Annotated in this window: 15 protein-coding genes and 2 tRNA genes; 6 read left to right on the top strand and 11 right to left on the bottom strand. The window is 54.4% G+C overall.

All coding sequences use genetic code 11. The annotated features are described in order from the left end of the window. Nucleotides 1–136: 136 nt before the first annotated feature. The 5 genes from upp to IDM49_RS01695 form a co-directional block, all read right to left on the bottom strand. The gene (upp, locus tag IDM49_RS01715; protein WP_168614685.1) at nt 137–775 is read right to left on the bottom strand and encodes a uracil phosphoribosyltransferase; all 639 of its coding nucleotides are present in this window, start codon (nt 773–775) and stop codon (nt 137–139) included. A 186-nt stretch (nt 776–961) separates the two neighbouring features. Continuing rightward, nucleotides 962–1,049 (bottom strand) — tRNA-Ser (locus IDM49_RS01710). Nucleotides 1,050–1,121: 72 nt separating this feature from the next. Next, complete coding sequence (locus tag IDM49_RS01705) at nt 1,122–1,778, bottom strand: TetR/AcrR family transcriptional regulator (RefSeq protein WP_190724811.1); 657 nt, start codon at nt 1,776–1,778, stop codon at nt 1,122–1,124. A 162-nt stretch (nt 1,779–1,940) separates the two neighbouring features. Beyond that, nucleotides 1,941–2,456 carry a tRNA adenosine(34) deaminase TadA gene (tadA, locus tag IDM49_RS01700; RefSeq protein ID WP_190724810.1) on the bottom strand — a complete coding sequence of 172 codons (516 nt, stop codon included), beginning with the start codon at nt 2,454–2,456 and terminating at the stop codon, nt 1,941–1,943. A 9-nt stretch (nt 2,457–2,465) separates the two neighbouring features. Then, entirely contained in the window at nt 2,466–4,712 is a 2,247-nt protein-coding gene (locus IDM49_RS01695) for a RecQ family ATP-dependent DNA helicase (protein WP_190724809.1), read from the bottom strand. Nucleotides 4,713–4,834: 122 nt separating this feature from the next. On the opposite strand from IDM49_RS01695, the gene IDM49_RS01690 reads away from it, so the two are divergent. From IDM49_RS01690 to IDM49_RS01680, 3 genes are all read left to right on the top strand, one after another. Then, the gene (locus IDM49_RS01690) at nt 4,835–6,361 is read left to right on the top strand and encodes an MFS transporter (protein ID WP_190724808.1); all 1,527 of its coding nucleotides are present in this window, start codon (nt 4,835–4,837) and stop codon (nt 6,359–6,361) included. 108 nt (nt 6,362–6,469) lie between these two features. Next, on the top strand, nt 6,470–7,189 hold the full coding sequence (locus tag IDM49_RS01685; protein WP_228008146.1) for a VTT domain-containing protein: 720 nt from the start codon (nt 6,470–6,472) through the stop codon (nt 7,187–7,189). A 269-nt stretch (nt 7,190–7,458) separates the two neighbouring features. Next, on the top strand, nt 7,459–8,238 hold the full coding sequence (locus tag IDM49_RS01680; protein WP_190724807.1) for a transposase family protein: 780 nt from the start codon (nt 7,459–7,461) through the stop codon (nt 8,236–8,238). A gap of 67 nt (nt 8,239–8,305) precedes the next feature. On the opposite strand, the gene IDM49_RS01675 is transcribed toward IDM49_RS01680, so the two are convergent. The 6 genes from IDM49_RS01675 to IDM49_RS01650 all read right to left on the bottom strand — a co-directional run bounded on the left by IDM49_RS01675 (nt 8,306) and on the right by IDM49_RS01650 (nt 13,324). Further along, nucleotides 8,306–8,830 carry a hypothetical protein gene (locus IDM49_RS01675; RefSeq protein WP_190724806.1) on the bottom strand — a complete coding sequence of 175 codons (525 nt, stop codon included), beginning with the start codon at nt 8,828–8,830 and terminating at the stop codon, nt 8,306–8,308. A gap of 756 nt (nt 8,831–9,586) precedes the next feature. Next, on the bottom strand, nt 9,587–10,576 hold the full coding sequence (locus IDM49_RS01670) for a hypothetical protein (protein ID WP_190724805.1): 990 nt from the start codon (nt 10,574–10,576) through the stop codon (nt 9,587–9,589). 175 nt (nt 10,577–10,751) lie between these two features. Next, nucleotides 10,752–11,261 (bottom strand): asparaginase domain-containing protein, encoded by a 510-nt coding sequence (locus IDM49_RS01665; protein ID WP_228008145.1) that lies wholly within the window; start codon nt 11,259–11,261, stop codon nt 10,752–10,754. A gap of 102 nt (nt 11,262–11,363) precedes the next feature. Further along, a complete protein-coding gene (locus IDM49_RS01660; RefSeq protein ID WP_190724804.1) occupies nt 11,364–12,197 on the bottom strand; it encodes an arylamine N-acetyltransferase family protein in 834 nt (277 codons plus the stop codon). Nucleotides 12,198–12,254: 57 nt separating this feature from the next. Further along, the gene (locus IDM49_RS01655) at nt 12,255–13,058 is read right to left on the bottom strand and encodes an MOSC domain-containing protein (protein ID WP_190724803.1); all 804 of its coding nucleotides are present in this window, start codon (nt 13,056–13,058) and stop codon (nt 12,255–12,257) included. A gap of 193 nt (nt 13,059–13,251) precedes the next feature. Beyond that, a tRNA-Lys gene (locus IDM49_RS01650) sits at nt 13,252–13,324 on the bottom strand. Between the two features lie 137 nt (nt 13,325–13,461). On the opposite strand from IDM49_RS01650, the gene IDM49_RS01645 reads away from it, so the two are divergent. The 3 genes from IDM49_RS01645 to IDM49_RS01635 all read left to right on the top strand — a co-directional run bounded on the left by IDM49_RS01645 (nt 13,462) and on the right by IDM49_RS01635 (nt 16,121). Continuing rightward, nucleotides 13,462–14,157, top strand: coding sequence for a hypothetical protein (locus IDM49_RS01645; protein WP_168615625.1), 696 nt, complete (start codon nt 13,462–13,464; stop codon nt 14,155–14,157). A 335-nt stretch (nt 14,158–14,492) separates the two neighbouring features. Continuing rightward, a complete protein-coding gene (locus IDM49_RS01640) occupies nt 14,493–15,110 on the top strand; it encodes a DUF47 domain-containing protein (RefSeq protein WP_168615611.1) in 618 nt (205 codons plus the stop codon). Beyond that, complete coding sequence (locus IDM49_RS01635) at nt 15,111–16,121, top strand: inorganic phosphate transporter (protein WP_190724802.1); 1,011 nt, start codon at nt 15,111–15,113, stop codon at nt 16,119–16,121. Nucleotides 16,122–16,242: the final 121 nt, after the last annotated feature.

Raw genomic sequence — 16,242 nt, 5'->3', positions numbered from 1 at the left:
AAGAAAGTTCTAAAATTCTATCTTGCAGTCCATAATCAACATTTCACGGTTGGTAAATCGGGCAGAAAAATACCGCCCTCTCCGCAACATATTGATGCGGTGATGAGAGCGGTATTCAGTGTTCTCAGTAAGAGCCTTACTCGGCTACACCGTACAGGCGGTCACCAGCATCGCCCAAGCCGGGAACAATGTAAGACTTCTCGTTCAGGCGCTCATCCTGAGCAGCCAAGAAAAGATCAACATTCTCAAGACCTTCCACGCCAGCCTTGAGCGCTTCAATACCTTCGGGAGCGCCCAAGATACACACGCACGTAATATGTTCAGCTCCACGCTTGCGCAAGAACTTAATGGCCTCGATCAACGTGCCACCGGTCGCCAGCATGGGATCAAGAAGGTACACCTGGCGTCCCGTCAAATCTTCGGGTAGACGCTCAGCGTAGGTCACGATATCCAAAGTTTCTTCGTTACGTGCCATGCCCAAGAATCCAACCTCAGCGGTGGGAATCAAACGGGTCATGCCTTCAAGCATGCCCAAACCTGCGCGCAGAATAGGCACTACGAGCGGACGCGGTGAAGAAATGTAGGTACCAACGGTTTTGGTGATGGGAGTTTCAACCTCGCGCTCTTCCACGCGAATCTCACGGGTTGCCTCGTAAGCCAGCAATGTCACCAGCTCATCAACGAGCTGACGGAAAATAGGTGACGGAGTGTTCTTATCACGAAGAACAGTGATTTTATGGTCGACCAGCGGGTGGTCCAAAACTTTAATACGCATGAGTTAAACGCTACCACTGACCACCTACTCAGAGCCTAAAGCGGCCGCATCCTCACGAAAAGAGGCGTTTATGGGACGAAATCACCCAAAAGGGTGTGATTTCACACCCCAAACGGTGATTTCGTCCCACGATACCCACGAAATAAAAAAGCCCGGTTTAAAAATTCAAACCGGGCTTTATATGAGCGGTGACGGAGGGATTTGAACCCTCGGTACGGGGTTACCGTACACAACATTTCGAGTGTTGCACCTTCGGCCGCTCGGACACGTCACCAGCGTTTACGAGCTTACCCAAAAGCCCGTCAATACTCAAATACTACGCCCACTCATAGCACCCACAAAGACGCTAAGAAGAGATATAGCCGTCGATGATGAGCATTGCGGTGCGAGTGGCATCCTCAGCGGCACGCTCTGAGGAGTGAATTTCGCGGTCCATAGTCAGCATGAACACCGCACCAAAGAGCGCGACAGCTACTGCCTCGGTGCTCTGGTTGGTATCGACCTTGTAGAGCAACGGAATGCCGTCAATGATGTCTTTGATAGCGCCGATGAGCTCCAGGCGCACCTCACGCATGGTGGGTGACCAGGTTTCGGGGTTTTTCCACACTTCTGAAATCCACAGGCGCGCAAAGCCAGGATGCGCCTCTAAGTACTTGAACGCCGAGTAGCAGGCCAAGCGAATAGCCTCGCGCGGGTCTCGCTGGGCGCGTCCTTTATCAATCTCTGAAATCAAGAGTTTAGCGCCGTACTGCAAGAGCTGATCGACCATTGTCTTTTTAGAACCGAAGTTGTAGTAGACGGTGCCTTTAGAGACTCCCGCACGTTCGGCAACTTCGTCAACAGTGGTAGCGATTGAGCCTTTTTCGCTCATGATGAGCAGGGCAGCTTCAAAGAGTTTGAGCTGGGTTTTATTGGTCCGTCCGGGGCGACGGGTGGACGCCTGTGCGTAGGGGCTTTGGTATGCGTAGGGCTCTGCTGATGAGCGCGGCGAGTGATCAGTCATGGGGCGCTACCTTTGAGATGAGAACAATGAACTAACTAGACAGAACATCTAATATACATTCTAGTTTTTGAAATAATCTGCTTATTTTTTCAAAAAATTTACGGGCGAGTGTTCAAGTATACACATTAAGTTACCGTCCGGTTACATAGCCGGATGTGCCGTCTAGCGTTCGCGCTTGTCAGCGAAGAATGAGGTGAGCAAGTGAGCGCATTCCTCCTCGCACACTCCTGCATAAACCTCTACCCAGTGGTTCACGCGTCCATCGCGCAAGACATCGTAAACGCTACCGGCAGCCCCTGTTTTTTCTTCCCACGCGCCCATGACAACCACTGGTATTCGAGCCAGCAAAATGGCACCGGCGCACATCAGGCAGGGTTCCAGCGTGACCACCAGCGTGCATCCGTCAAGACGCCAGGTACCCAGGCGATCCGCTGCCTCGCGAATTGCCAGAACCTCAGCGTGCGAGGTGGGGTCTTTCGTCGCCTCGCGCTCGTTATGCCCGCGTCCTATGACGGTGCCATCAGCGTCAACGACGACAGCCCCAATAGGCACATCGTCGCTTGCCAGAGCGAGTTTCGCCTGGTCAAGGGCATACTCCATCCAGGCCCGATGCTGAGGGGAAGCAGGAAGGTCATGAGTGCGCGTAGCACCGGGGGTTGAGGGTTGAAGTTGGCTCATAGCTCTCCCCTAGTGTGTGCTTGCGAGCGCGAACGGTAGAACGTGCGCCGCCCCGGCTTGTTTGAGCAGGCGGGTTGCGGCGGTGATGCTCCATCGTGAGTCGACGAGGTCTGTCACGAGAAGAACTGTCGGTTGCTGTTCTTGCAGGTAGTTCTTCATCTCGTCGGGGGCGTCCCAGGCGTGCACTGTGGCGGCGCATCGAAAGACGCTGTTGCCGCCAAAGTGTGCGGCGTCCTGCACCTGTGTGAGGGGGCCGAGGTCGACCAGTTTTCCGGTGACGGCAAGGCCGTGGGCTAGGGATTGTGTAAGCTGCGGACGCACTGGTGAGGGGATATAAACCACCGCTTGAGGACGCTGCTGCCACTGCCAATCGGCAAGTACCTGCACGCAGGCTTTGCCCAAGTCGGGGCTGATGGGCGCATCAATCTCAGGGGTATTTTCGGCGTTTGTGAAGAGCTCGCGCAGGCGGTTGCCCCAGCCGAGGTCGGTGAGGCGGGCGAGCGCGCGTCCTGTCTCAGGTCGCAGATCAGCTGGAATTTTACCTTTGAGAGGTTTGCCGTTTTCGCTCACGCCTAGGCGGTCGAGACCGGTGGGCCACATGCCGCGCGGTTCAATCTCCACGCCTACGGATACCAGTGCCCCGCGTGCAGCCTGCGCAGCGTTGTCGTTGATGTTGGTGGCGAACCAGGGAGCGGCGCAGGTGTCGCACTGGCCGCAGGGTTGCGCGGTGCGGTCATCGAGTTCGAAGGCGAGAAACTGCATACGGCAGGTGGTGGTGCGTTCGTAGTCCAGCATAGCGTTCTGCTCGTTGCGTCGGGTTTGCGCAACGCGGCTGTAGCGTTGCGCATCGTAGGTCCACGGGTTGCCGGTGGCAATCCAGCCCTTGTCAACGCGTTCGGTGGCACCTTCAACGGCGAGCACTTTCAGCAGAAGCTCGATGGAGTTTCGTTTGACGTCTACACGGGTTTCAAGGGCGGGCACGCTCAGAGGTTGCCCCTGCTCTGTTGCCTCGCGCAAAGCATTTAGCAGGGCGTGGGTGTTCTCTTGGGTGGGCATGGACGCGGTTGCAAAGTACTCCCAGATTTCTTGATCTTCGGTACCGGGTAGCAGAAGGACGTCCGCGTTGATTGCACCGCGTCCGGCGCGTCCTACTTGCTGGTAGTAAGCCACGGCCGAGGACGGCGCGCCCAGGTGTACCACGAATCCGAGGTCTGGTTTATCAAAGCCCATGCCGAGCGCGCTGGTAGCAACGAGGGCTTTCACGCGGTTTTCTTTCAGTGCGGCTTCGAGTTCTTGACGCTCGTCGGCATCGGTGCGTCCGGTGTAGGCGGCGACGTTGTACCCGGCATCGCGAAGGGCTGCGGCGGTGTCTTCGGCGGCAGAGACGGTGAGCGAGTAGATAATGCCAGAGCCGTTGAAAGAGCCCAGGTGCGTGAGTAACCAGCCTAGACGCTGGGTAGAATCAGGTAAGTTCAGCACGCCCAGTCGTAGAGAATCACGGGTGAGCGGGCCACGCAGAATGAAAACGTCGGAGGCGAGGTGAGACTCCCCCGATTGCTCAGGCTGAGTCGGTTGCATGCCTTGCCCCGGCGAAGGCTCACCGGCAGGCGTCCCTGAGTTCGCGCCTAACTGTTCGGCGACGTCCTGCACCACGCGCTCGTTCGCGGTTGCGGTGGTCGCAAGAATAGGCACGCCTGCGGGCAGTTGAGCAATCAGCGTGCGAATACGCCGGTAGTCGGGGCGGAAGTCGTGCCCCCAGTCAGAGATGCAGTGCGCCTCATCGATTACGAGCATGCCCAGGTTAGGGAGGATGCGCGGCAGCCAGTTCTCGCGGAAGGCAGGGTTGTTCAGGCGCTCGGGGCCGATGAGTAGAACGTCCAGCTCGTTCGCTGCGATTTGAGCGGCAATCGAATCCCACTCTGTCACGTTGGATGAATTCACCATTGCGGCGCGCACACCGGCGCGGGCGGCAGCGTCCACCTGATCACGCATGAGAGCGAGTAGGGGCGAGACAATCAGCGTCACGCCGCTACCTGCCTGGCGCATCAGAAGGGCTGAGAGAAAGTACACCGCCGACTTGCCCCAGCCCGTGCGTTGAATAACGAGTGCGCGGCGGCGGTGCGCCACGAGTGCCTCGATAGCCTCGAACTGTCCAGGATGAAAGTGCGCGCCGGGATTGCCGGTGAGTTTGTGCAACAGCTCAAGGGCTGATGCGTGCAGGTGGCTGGCGGGCTCGGTGCCGGGTGCTGAAGTCATGTCTCTAGCATGGCATATCTGCGCGCTAGGTACGTGAGGGGTGACAGACTACAAAAGCTTATTCCCTGAGCGTGCTCATCGTCTCAACCCACGATTTGCCCCCGTTAACTAGACTGGATGGTATGCCCGTAACCAATTCCATTCCGCTGAACGCTGGCAAAATGCAGTGGCTTGCCCTTGCTGTGTTGATGTTGCCTGTCCTATTGATTTCTGTTGACAACACCGTGTTGAGTTTCGCGCTGCCCGAGATCTCTCGCGTCATGCGCCCCACCGGCACTCAGCTTTTGTGGATGGTTGATCTGTACCCGCTGGTGCTGGCGGCTCTACTGGTTCCCATGGGTTCGCTGGGCGATAAGATCGGACGCCGTCGACTGCTCTTGATTGGTTGCACGGGTTTTGGTGTGGTCTCTGCTCTGGCGGGATTCGCGCCGAGTGCTAGCTGGTTGATTGCCGCTCGCGGTACGCTGGGCTTTTTTGGTGCTATGCTCATGCCCTCAACGCTGGCGCTTATTCGCAATATCTTTCTCAACCCCAATCAGCGACGCGTGGCGTTGGCCATCTGGGCGTCAGGCTTTTCTGCCGGTGCTGTCATCGGCCCGATTATGGGCGGGTTTTTGTTGGAGCATTTTTGGTGGGGCTCTATCTTTTTGATTGCCACGCTCATTCTTGCGCCGGCGCTTATTTGCCTGCCGATGCTCGTGCCTGAATCGTATAACCGCACTGGTGGGCGCATTGACGTTCCTAGCATCCTGCTGATTATGACGGCTATGTTCGGCATTATTTATGCGCTGAAGATTGGCGCTACTGAGGGGCTGGGGCACCTCAGTATTTACGTGGCGCTGGTGGCCGGCCTGGTCACCGGGGTTTTGTTTGTGCGCAGGCAGAACCGCCTTGAGCACCCCATGCTGGATATGACGCTCTTCCACAGTCGCGTCTTTACCGGTGGCCTGCTGAGTAACCTCATCACAATGACGAGCTTTACAGGCTTTATGATTTTCTACTCGCAGTATGTGCAGCTGGTAGTGGGACTCTCGCCAATTACCGCTGGTTTATCGATGCTGCCCGCAGTTATTTGCACTATCATTTCTGGGCTGCTGGTGGTGCGAGTAGCTAAGTTTGTTCGTCCCGGGTTAGCGGTTGCTCTGGCTCTAGCACTCAACGTTTTGGGCTACGCGCTGATTTCGTTCGGTGGCTTTACCGGCGCGTCCTTTGCCCTGTTTATGGCTGGCTTTATGATGCTCGGCGTGGGCAACGGCGCCGCGCAAACCCTCGCGAACGACGCGATTATTGGCGGCGTTGATATCAGCAAGGCGGGCGCGGCATCCGCGGTGTCTGAAACCGCGTATGAGCTGGGTAGTGTTCTGGGCGCCGCTCTGCTGGGCACGGTGCTAACTGCTGTTTTCCGTGCTCAGATTGTTGTGCCGCCGGGCGTTTCTGGTGAGGACGCGAATGTTGCGGGTGAGACGCTGGGCGGTGCGTTGGATGTCGCCACCCGCTACTCGGGTGATACCGCTACTGCTCTAGTGGACAGTGCGCAGCAGGCGTTCTCGTCGGGTGTTGGTTTCTCGTCAGCAGTTGCAGTGTTACTGTGTGCAACGGGTGTGGTCACCGCTTTGACGCTCCTCAAGAGCCTGCCCAAAGCGTCCTAGCCTGACCTTCATCGTTAACTTGTCTATCAGGGCACGTGAAGGAAGCCACTAGCCCGTATTAAGCAAAAACATAGGGTTTCGCTTTATCATTTGTGAAGGTGCACCGCTGTGCATCGCACACCGACGGTGGCTCAAGCGTTGCCCGAACGAACTGGATACGAGGATATGAACATCTTGATGGCGCATGCGGTAGATCTACATGCTCACTTGCCTGTCGCCCTGCTGGGCATGAACATCGAAGAAATTCTCATCAATGCTGGCCCCTGGGTTTTGGGCTTGGTGGCGTTGATGGTGTTCATCGAATCCGGTGTTCTCTTTCCTTTCTTGCCCGGTGACTCCCTGCTGTTCACCACCGGCCTGCTGCACCAGCAGCTGAATCTCAACGTGTTTGTGATGCTTCTGGTGTTCAGCCTCGCAGCTATTCTGGGCGATCAGGTAGGCTACTGGCTGGGTCGCACCTTTGGGCGCCGTCTGTTCAAGGAAGACGCGAAAGTTTTGAGCTACGCAAACCTTGATAAGGCGAATATCTTCTTCAACAAGTACGGTGGCAAAGCCCTGATTCTGGCGCGTTTTGTGCCGGTTGTGCGCACCTTCGTGCCACTGGCTGCGGGCATCGCTAACTACCGCTATTCAAAGTTTGCAACCTGGAATATCACCGGCGCAATACTGTGGGTATTCTTGATGACTCTCGGCGGCGTCTTCTTGGGTGGCATCGACATCATCAAGAACAACGTTGAAGCCATCGCGCTGATCATCGTGTTCGTATCGCTCATCCCGATTGTTATCGAGGTTCTGCGCGAGCGCGCAAAGAACAAGCGCAACGCATAAGTTTTTATACAAAACCGGCGACGCTCTTTGAAGAGGGCGTCGCCAGTTTTTTTGTTTAAGGTGTGTTAAGGATGCGGGTTACTCGCATGCGCCCGGTAGCGCTTATTGCCCGCGTGCGTCGAAGAATTTTTCGATCTCTGCGCGGATAAAGGCATAGAGGCTTATTCATAAGGGGCAAACCCACCCCACCAAGAGACAACGACCCCACCAGTGGCAAAATAAGAGGATTAAATCACCAGAAATAACCTCAAGCCATACCGGAAAGACCGTTGCCCAACCAGCGTATAACCGGGCTGAACAGCGAACAATTCGCCACACTGCTCACCGCCCTAAAAAACCACCTCACTTGGAATAAACCAGCCGAAAAACCACACAAACTCACCCTGACTCAAGCACTCAAAATGACGCTAATCTACCATCGGCACAACGTCACCGAAGAACTGCTTGCAAGCATCTTCAGCGTATCCCAGCCAACAGTTTCCAGAACCATCACCAGCATTGAAAAAGCACTTGAGAAAGCCCTCAGACCGCTAGAACAGTCTATAGAAAACAGCCTGAAAATCCCTGGTTCACTGGTTATCGACGGCACCCTAATTCCCACCTGGAACTGGCGCTCACTAGGTGCAACAAACTTCTCAGGAAAACACAAACGTACCGGGGTTAACCACCAAGTCATCTGCACCCTGGACGGGAAACTGCTGGCCATCACTGACCCGGTGCCCGGGGCTAGGCATGATGCTTATGCCTTCAAACATCATGACCTGCAGAAGTATCTTGATGAGAGCACTTTAGCTGATAAGGGTTATATCGGGTTGGGGCTGGCCAGCCCGGGACGGCGTAGTAAGACCCGTAGGATAGCTGCGGATATGAAGGCGGTAAACAGGTTCATTAATTCACGCAGGGCGGTGGTGGAGCGGGTGATTGCTCAGGTGAAGACCTGGCGTATTTTGCATACGGGGTTCAGTCGTCCGCTGGGCTCGTATTCGCGGGTGTTTTCTTCTGGTGCGGGGGTTGGTGTTTTATGCTGCTGGGGGGGGACTTTTGAATAAGCTTCAAGAGCAAAAGGTCTACATTGAGATAATCTGAGAATTAATTAATTCTCACGTCGGCAAAGTTTCACACTCTCACCTTTTCAGCAACCTTTATGAACAAAGGCTCGTTTGGGGATGTATTTATATAAAAGAGAGATTCGTCTTTCTTATCCATGACACCACCCCAGGAAACTACCCCTTCATAGTCTTTGAGCACTTCCTCAAGTATCTGAATTTCATATGCAAAGCAAGAATCGAGAGGCATAGAGGGTCTAATTTGGAGTGCAGTACCAGATGATAAATTAGAATAAGGGGTTTGAATTGCAGCCTCGGTCACATCTTTCCATCCCGAAATTTCCCCAGATCTAATATCTTTCACACGATAATGCATTTGACGAACCAAATCCGAAAGAACGATATTCACATCCCAGATTCTCATCTCACAACTGGAACTAATCCCGGAAATATCACATTTTTCAACTGTAGAAACATCATCAGCTGGATTATGTATCGGCCACCCATTGAGTGAATACCCGTAAACTTCTTGGTTCAACTCACTTGCTAGAGCAGTTGGCTGAGAAGAAACAACTGGGCATATTGCAATAGCCAATGAACCCGTAATAAATTGTCTACGATCTAAATACTTGATAAATGCTTACAACACCTTTGAAAATAAGGAAAATTGAGGGAGTTAGAAATATTATATAAGCTAGTAATTTTAAAAATAGCTTACGATGTATTTTATAAATCTTTCTGTTGGTGATATAAAAAATGCTCACCGATAGTAAAAGAGTAGGTAAAAAAAATACGAAGACATATAAAACAGGATTCTCCAACCTCTCAGATACATAGTAACCACTCATAGGGCCTATATATTCTATATAATATTGCACTAGTATAAAAGATGGAATAATTAGTAATAAACTGGAAGCTATATTTCCTAGCAACCAGCCTAAAGCACATCTTATTTTCATTGCGAATCGTCCTCGGCAAAGAGCGTTATAATTTTCCAGAACATCATAAACACCTTTTACTTCCCTGGAGTATAGAGGACAGTAAACAGTTACTTGATGTCCTGCCTGTTGCCAGCGAGAGACCATCGCTGACCATCGACGCTGAGGTGCACCGATTTCAGGCTCATAATAATGCGTGAGTACAAGTATTTTCATGGTGTGTGCGTGGTGGAAAGTAGCGAGCTGGGGGTATGTGTTTATTTCCACTCTGTAGCCAGAGTACCGTACTCATGTGGGCCGTTTAGCAATCATTACTTAGTATTCCGTCATAACATTTCAATATTGAACACAAAAACGCCGATGGAAGCCTTTTTAGGCTCCCATCGGCGTTGTTACTTTGCTAAAAGTCCTAGCTATTCGGGAGATTTCTCATTTTTGAAGAGCTCATTTTTCCCATCGGACAAACGCTGTTCATGTTCACTGTTTAAGTGAGCAGAATGCTCGTTTGCCTCTCGAGAAACTCGACTAGTACCTTGCGACGAAGACTGCTGAGCACTCTGCGAGTCGATCTGCCCACCAAACGGAGAAGCACCCGGCGCCGAGTATCCGTAGTTCCCCTGCACGTGATTGCCACCCTGCTGATAGCCGGCGCCATACGTCGGCGTCGAACCCTGCTGGTAAGCCGCATAACCCTGCGCAGAAAAATCATGGTAACCCGCACCGTATCCCACGGGCGCACCGTTCTGCACCGACGCATCGTTGTACGCATACTGATGCGACGCGCGAAGATGCGCCATCTTACGCTCACGCATCTCACGGTAAAAACGGCTACTCGGGCGCAATGACAGCAAAACAATCACAAAAATGTACAGCACCAGCGAAAGCACCGTCATCATAATCGCAACGGGGTGCACCATCAGCGCCTTAGAATCCTCAAGCTGCTGACGCGTTGCAGAATCAATCTCAGACCACCCAGACATGCTGTCAATGAAAGACATCAACAGGGGCAAAGCGATCAACGAAACAGCATGGCTCAACACCGACAGCGACGATAGCACAATCGCAAGAATACGCGCCCACTGGTGACCAGCTTTCACAAAGAAAGCCACCACAAAGAACGTCGCAGTCATCACCAGCGCGATAATGATTGTAAAGACCGTGGTGAATGTGCCCATAGCACCGGACATCTCAGGATCAATGCCCTCAACCGACGTAGCCGACTGAGGAAGCGCAAACAGCGAGAACACCTGGTTAGCCAGGTAAATAGCACCCAGCACGCAGATAGTAATAAACGCCGCGCGCACGGTACGCGGCACCACCGGCTTATCAGTCTCAGACGCATCCGCAGACTGACCGAAATACTGCGGCGGTTGATAAGAATTCGACGTATGGTTCTCCGTCATAGTGCACCTCTTTGTGAGTGATCGAGCATCTTAGACACCACTGTACTTGCTCACAGAGTAATGGCGAAGGGTTTATATGATTCCCACCCAAGATATAGTCCACGAGGACGAGGCCGCCTACGCGAAACAGACACAAAAATGCCGGGCAGTCTTACCACCACCCGGCATTTTCTTCTTACGCCTGATCTTCAAAAATTCCGCGTGAACGATCCTTCACCACGGTCGCACCATTGAACACCTTTCCCGACATACTCACATATACACCCGGGTCTAACAGGTTAAGAGCCGCAACCGCCGCGCCCACATTGAAACCCGCATCAGACTTACGCATAGACGCCGGCTGCATAGCACCCGTCAGCACCACAGTTTTATTACCCAAAGACGCGTGCTCCAACAGGTAACGGGCAGTCTCAGGCATGGTGTCAGTACCGTGGGTAATAATAATGTGCTCATTATCGGTAGCATCCAGCGCCTTCACCAACTGAGCACGATCAGCATCAGTCATATCAAAGCTGTCAACCGCCAAAACCTCAGTAACCTCAAACTCAACATCGGTCAGCACATAGCTCAGCAACTCGCGCACCGAAGGCTCACCAATTTCAAGCTCACCAGCAACGGAATACACCTTATCGATAGTGCCGCCAGTCGTCAGAATAGAGATGTTGTCAGCGTTCTTAATAGTCACTACAACGCCCCGCCTTTCAATAGTTTCTTCAGCACAAGAGTACAGCGTAGACAGCACCTAAGCCCCAGATCACCGGTTCAGCAAAGGGCCGGGCTGCCCAGGTTATTCCTTATCGCGGAACAAATCAGCGATGCGGCGCACCTCATCATCACTCACGTTCAACCCCAGTTGCTGAATCTTCCGCGCAGCCTGTAGCGCACTCACCTCACGATGCTCAGTCTGCTGCCCCTCGCGTCGTACCGTCACCGGCTGCTCAGTCACCGTGAGATGATGATCCCCAAAATGACGCATATACATCAGATGGTTCTTAAAGACGGACGCCGGGTCAGCCGACAACAAGAAGTGACCGGTACGCGCATCCTCTGGACGGAAAGGAGCCATATCAACAATATGCTCGACCTCGCCCTTACGAGTAAGCGACCAGATCTCCGTGGAACCATCCACCCCCTGCTCAAGAGTGAAAGTCTGCCCAACAGAGACGCCGGTGGCGCCGTCCCTCAACTCAACAGGCTCATAGATGCTGAAACCAAAACCCGGATCGCACAGGTAATCAGTGCCATCTACCGTAACTACCACGCTCATATGAGTACGCGAAAGATTCAACGACTTCACACGCCCAAGATGACGACGCACCTCAAAACCCAGATACTCAGTGGCAGCCGCAAAAATCTGAGCATGCTCAAAACAATAACCACCACGATTCTTATTCATCAGCTGATCCTGCGCAGTCGAAGGATTAATCCCCGGATGCATCTCAAGAACCACATCAACATTCGTGAACGGAAAAGTCTCAACGTGCGCACGATGCAACTGCGCCAACAGCTCATAACTCGCCGGTGCCGGCTCAACACTCAACGCCCGCAAATACGCGGGAATATCAAAATCTTCCGTATACCAGGAGCTGGTGTTATGCAATTTACTGGTCAGTCTAAACACAATAATGCCTTTCAACCTGAGGACAGGTTTGTCGGTGCCACCCTACGCCGCAGACCTTCAGGCAAGCTGAGCATACACACCAAAACAGGGCTCATTATCGGCATTCAACGGGCGAGACTTCGCCAGCGACTTCAGGACGCGCGCATCCTTCTTACCGGTTTCTGGGTTGGCATCAATCACGGCACAACGGGGAATCGGCGCGCCCACACGAATACTGTACCGCTCAGCCAAACTGCCACCCACCAGCCCATACTCAGAAGCACGAGCGGACGCATCAACAAGACTAAAGACCTGGCCAGCCCACGTTTCTTCAACATAGGGCTCATCAGTTTCTACTAACAGCGCCGAACGAAAACGCGCGTATTCGCGCACAAGGTCACGCCCAGCATCCTTACTTGCAGCCTTCAACGAGGCGGTGCCCACCAGCGACAGCGGCTCACTATAAACAACGTTGCGGGTCGCCTGCGCCAGTTGCACCGGCTTACGCAGGTAATACGTAAAGACCTCAGACAAGGGACCGGAGATAAGATCAACATCCTCTGGTCTACCCCAGTACTCACACGTCAGGCGCTCACCCGTGAGGGTTAGCGGCGAGCTGTACTGCTTACCGTCAGGGAAGGTCACGCGCAGATTCTCACCGTCGAGTTCACTACGCACGGCCATGAGCGACTGGTGTTGAACGGTGCGCAGAACCTGCCGCTTGGTGGCATCGACCAGGCACAAGCGTCGGTCATTCTCAACGCCTGTTGAGGTAAGCCGGACGCCCGCGCGCGGCTCGTGGCGAGTGCCCTTTAGGAGTGCGAACCCCGCAGAGAGCACGTTGAGGGTTTGCGGCGTCGTTGCCTTGTGTATCTCGTTCATGGTTTCAGTCTAGGGTCTTCACCGGGCAAACCCCTAGCGTTTCGCTCATCCGCTGGCACTTTGACACTTTGCCGTGAGCGGAACGCCAGGGTTGCCGGATGCGAGGACGCGCCGCCGCGTCCTCCCGCACCCGCCACGCCGTCCGCGCAACAAAAAATCCCGCCCCGGCAAAAGCCAGAAGCGGGATTGTTTGTGCGCCCTGTGGGGCTCGAACCCACGACCCACGGATTAAAAGTCCGATGCTCTACCAACTGAGCTAAAGGCGCATCCACTGAAACTTAGTCCAGCGGATTCAACTATACACAATCGTCCCCCACAATTCAAAAGCACGACGCAGGGCGGGTGGTTTGTCTCAGCGCGATTAAGGTTCCCTCGCGCGCCCGCGAGTTTTACACTGGTAAGCATGCCTTCTGACCTACCTCGTCATCACAAGCCTATTAAGTTCGCTCCCGCCAAAATCCAAAACCGTGTGGGCGGTGAAGACCCCGCGGTGCTCTCTCAGGCGGCGCATGAGTCAGCGCAAGCTATCCTCGGACGCGGCCGCGCCAACACCGACCCTGCAGTCACGGCGCGTCTGGTGGAGTTCACCGATCACTACGGGCTAGAAGCTATCGCTGAAATGTGGTCGCACTCGGCGGGTGTTTCCCTCCCCGGTTCCCTGTGGCGTATGTACGCACTGCGCGATACCATCCGCAAAAATCCTGAGCGCATCAGCTACTTCTACGGGCTGGGCATGGAGTCTGACCAGGTTTCCCGCATCGTTGCCGGTGTGGCAGATCCACCCACCGAAAGCGAAATTATCGCCACCGTTAACGCCATTTTGACGGGCGCGTACACCGGCGAATTCGATATCGCGCTCGAACGCTTTGCAGCTTTCTGCCGCGTCGTAGCTCTCGGGCAGGACGCTGTTGCCCACTCCGTGCAGTTCGGTCAGCTAGAAACCTCGGTGCAGCATCCCAAAAATGAACCGTCGGCAGAGGTACGACGCGAGGGCGCGCGTCGGGCACACGAGCTCCGCGCAGGAGCACAACGACTCACCACCATCGCGCAGGAGCTAGAAGCATCCGCCGAAAAATGGCGAGAGGGAACCCTGGACTAACCGCACTAAAAAGTGGCGTTCATTCTCACACCGGTACAGCGGGTTCTGCGTTTGACAGCTTCACCAAAAACTACAAAACTGGTTAACAGGTGTCGGGCTGCTAATAGGTAGCCCCGGGCTCCATTTTTTAGCCGCTACGAGCGGCCTTCCGCCGAGAGGCGCTCCCAGTCCGACACCGTTAGCTTTCTCTAAAACCCCACTCGAATTTCGGGTGGGGTTTTGTTGTCCCCACATCATCGCCGGTGAAGAGCACCCAAAAACCGGGGTTGTTAACCTCTATGGGCTATCGTAAAGACGAACCCACACCAATTGTTGATCAATCTAGAGGAAAGTTCATGCTTCAGCGCCTTTTTCCGCAGCAAAACACCGCGCTCTCTGCACTGGCAGAGCTCGCCAAAATGGTGGCGGATGCTGCGGCGCTTTTGTCAGAGATGATGGGTTCTACCCCGGATCAGTATTCAGAGCTCTTTGACCGCATGCTCGATCAAGAGACTCAGACCGGGCACAAATTTTTTGAGACGATGACTGCCACACGTAGCTCGTTCGCCACCCCTATTCCGCGCGAAGACATGTACAACCTTGCCTTGCACCTCAACACCGCTGTTGAGCACCTCACCAGCGCGGCGCACATCCTATATCTACACAAAATTGACCGTTTCACGCAACACGCCACCACCATGCTCGACATCATCCAGCGTGAATCTGTGATGACCGCCGCAATCATTCCACGCATGGGCGAGCTTCACGGCCTCGACGAATACTGGATCGACATGCTGCGCATCTCCAAGCAAGCAATCCGAACAGCTGAAGTCTACGACGCTGAAATCGTGGACTCATACAAACGCGACCGCTACCAAAAAACCACAAAATTCATTGACGAGCTTGTCGCATCCTCAAACTCTATGCGTGATGTCTCAACAGAAATTGGGCGCATCATCGTTCAGGAGTCCTAAGTGGTTCTAGGTCTCTTCATCAGCGTACTGGTGCTGACCGCTGGCTACCTTTTCGTTATTGGTTTTCACGACGCGCCCAACGCCCTCGCTGTAGCTGTGCGATCACGTGCGCTCACCGCTAAACGGGCGGTTACTATCAGCGCAATCTTCAACTTTATCGGCGTCCTGCTCTCGGGTTTTGCGCTCATAGGTTACACCGCGCACTGGGTCTCAGTGCCGGTTGGCCCCACGGGGTTAGCGACGCTTGCCACCTCACTTTTAGCCGCAATTCTCTGGAACCTACTGACCTGGTGGCTGCGGATGCCGTCATCGTCAACCCACGCGCTATTGGGCGGGTTAATGGGCGCTGTCTGGGCGGCTGGAGCAGTCGGTCTAGAATCCGGCGGCAACTTCGCGCCCTCATTCTGGACGACTGTAGCCCTCCCCCTGTTGGTGAGCCCCATCGTCGTTTTTCTGATGGCCTGGCTACTCGTTTTTCCCTGCTACGCCCTAATTCGACGCGCCTACCCGCGCACCGTCAACAACATCTCACGCAACGTGCTTTCGCTCTCCAACTCAGCGATATCACTGGGACACGGCATAGAGGTCGGCCAAAAAATCTCAGTCCTGGTAGTACTCGCATACGCAAGCGCACAAATGACGCTCAGCTCCGGGACTCTTTCCATCGCTTTCATCGGGATGGGCGCTATCCTTGCAGCGGGCACACTCCTTGGCGGCTGGCGCATCGGTAGGACGTTTGCCGAACGCATGGTGCGCATCGACCCGTTCCGCGGAGCAATCGCACAAATCGTGACCGCCGGAGTCATGCTCTTCGGCGGGCTGGCACTCAACGCGCCGCTCTCGTCATCGCACGTAGCAGCATCCTCAGTACTCGGCGCAGGCGTCAACCAGCGATTCAGCGCCGTCAGCACACCCATCGTGCGCCAAGTACTCTGGACCTGGATCTTCACCGTCCCCGCGTCATTCTGCCTAGCGGCAATCTTCTTCCTCGCGCTGTCGCCGGTGCTGTAAGCACACTCTTTAATCGCGAGGAGCTAGCCGTGGCGGATGCGAGCTAGCGAGCATGCAAAGAGCTACGGCTAGAAAGCCCACCGACCACCCCGCCCCGCCGCATTAACAACGGAAAGAATCC

Origin of the sequence: Rothia terrae, assembly GCF_014705925.2 — a bacterium.
GTDB classification, from domain to species: domain Bacteria; phylum Actinomycetota; class Actinomycetes; order Actinomycetales; family Micrococcaceae; genus Rothia; species Rothia terrae.
The sequence above is the reverse complement of the archived record's forward strand: the minus strand, read 5'-3'. Positions and strand labels throughout refer to the sequence as shown.

Bases quoted from the DNA above. Each gene is read 5' to 3' on its own strand.
- upp (WP_168614685.1), bottom strand. From the start codon at position 775: ATGCGTATTAAAGTTTTGGACCACCCGCTGGTCGACCATAAAATCACT.
- IDM49_RS01705 (WP_190724811.1), bottom strand. From the start codon at position 1,778: ATGACTGATCACTCGCCGCGCTCATCAGCAGAGCCCTACGCATACCAA.
- tadA (WP_190724810.1), bottom strand. From the start codon at position 2,456: ATGAGCCAACTTCAACCCTCAACCCCCGGTGCTACGCGCACTCATGAC.
- IDM49_RS01695 (WP_190724809.1), bottom strand. From the start codon at position 4,712: ATGACTTCAGCACCCGGCACCGAGCCCGCCAGCCACCTGCACGCATCA.
- IDM49_RS01690 (WP_190724808.1), top strand. From the start codon at position 4,835: ATGCCCGTAACCAATTCCATTCCGCTGAACGCTGGCAAAATGCAGTGG.
- IDM49_RS01670 (WP_190724805.1), bottom strand. From the start codon at position 10,576: ATGACGGAGAACCATACGTCGAATTCTTATCAACCGCCGCAGTATTTC.
- IDM49_RS01655 (WP_190724803.1), bottom strand. From the start codon at position 13,058: ATGAACGAGATACACAAGGCAACGACGCCGCAAACCCTCAACGTGCTC.
- IDM49_RS01645 (WP_168615625.1), top strand. From the start codon at position 13,462: ATGCCTTCTGACCTACCTCGTCATCACAAGCCTATTAAGTTCGCTCCC.
- IDM49_RS01640 (WP_168615611.1), top strand. From the start codon at position 14,493: ATGCTTCAGCGCCTTTTTCCGCAGCAAAACACCGCGCTCTCTGCACTG.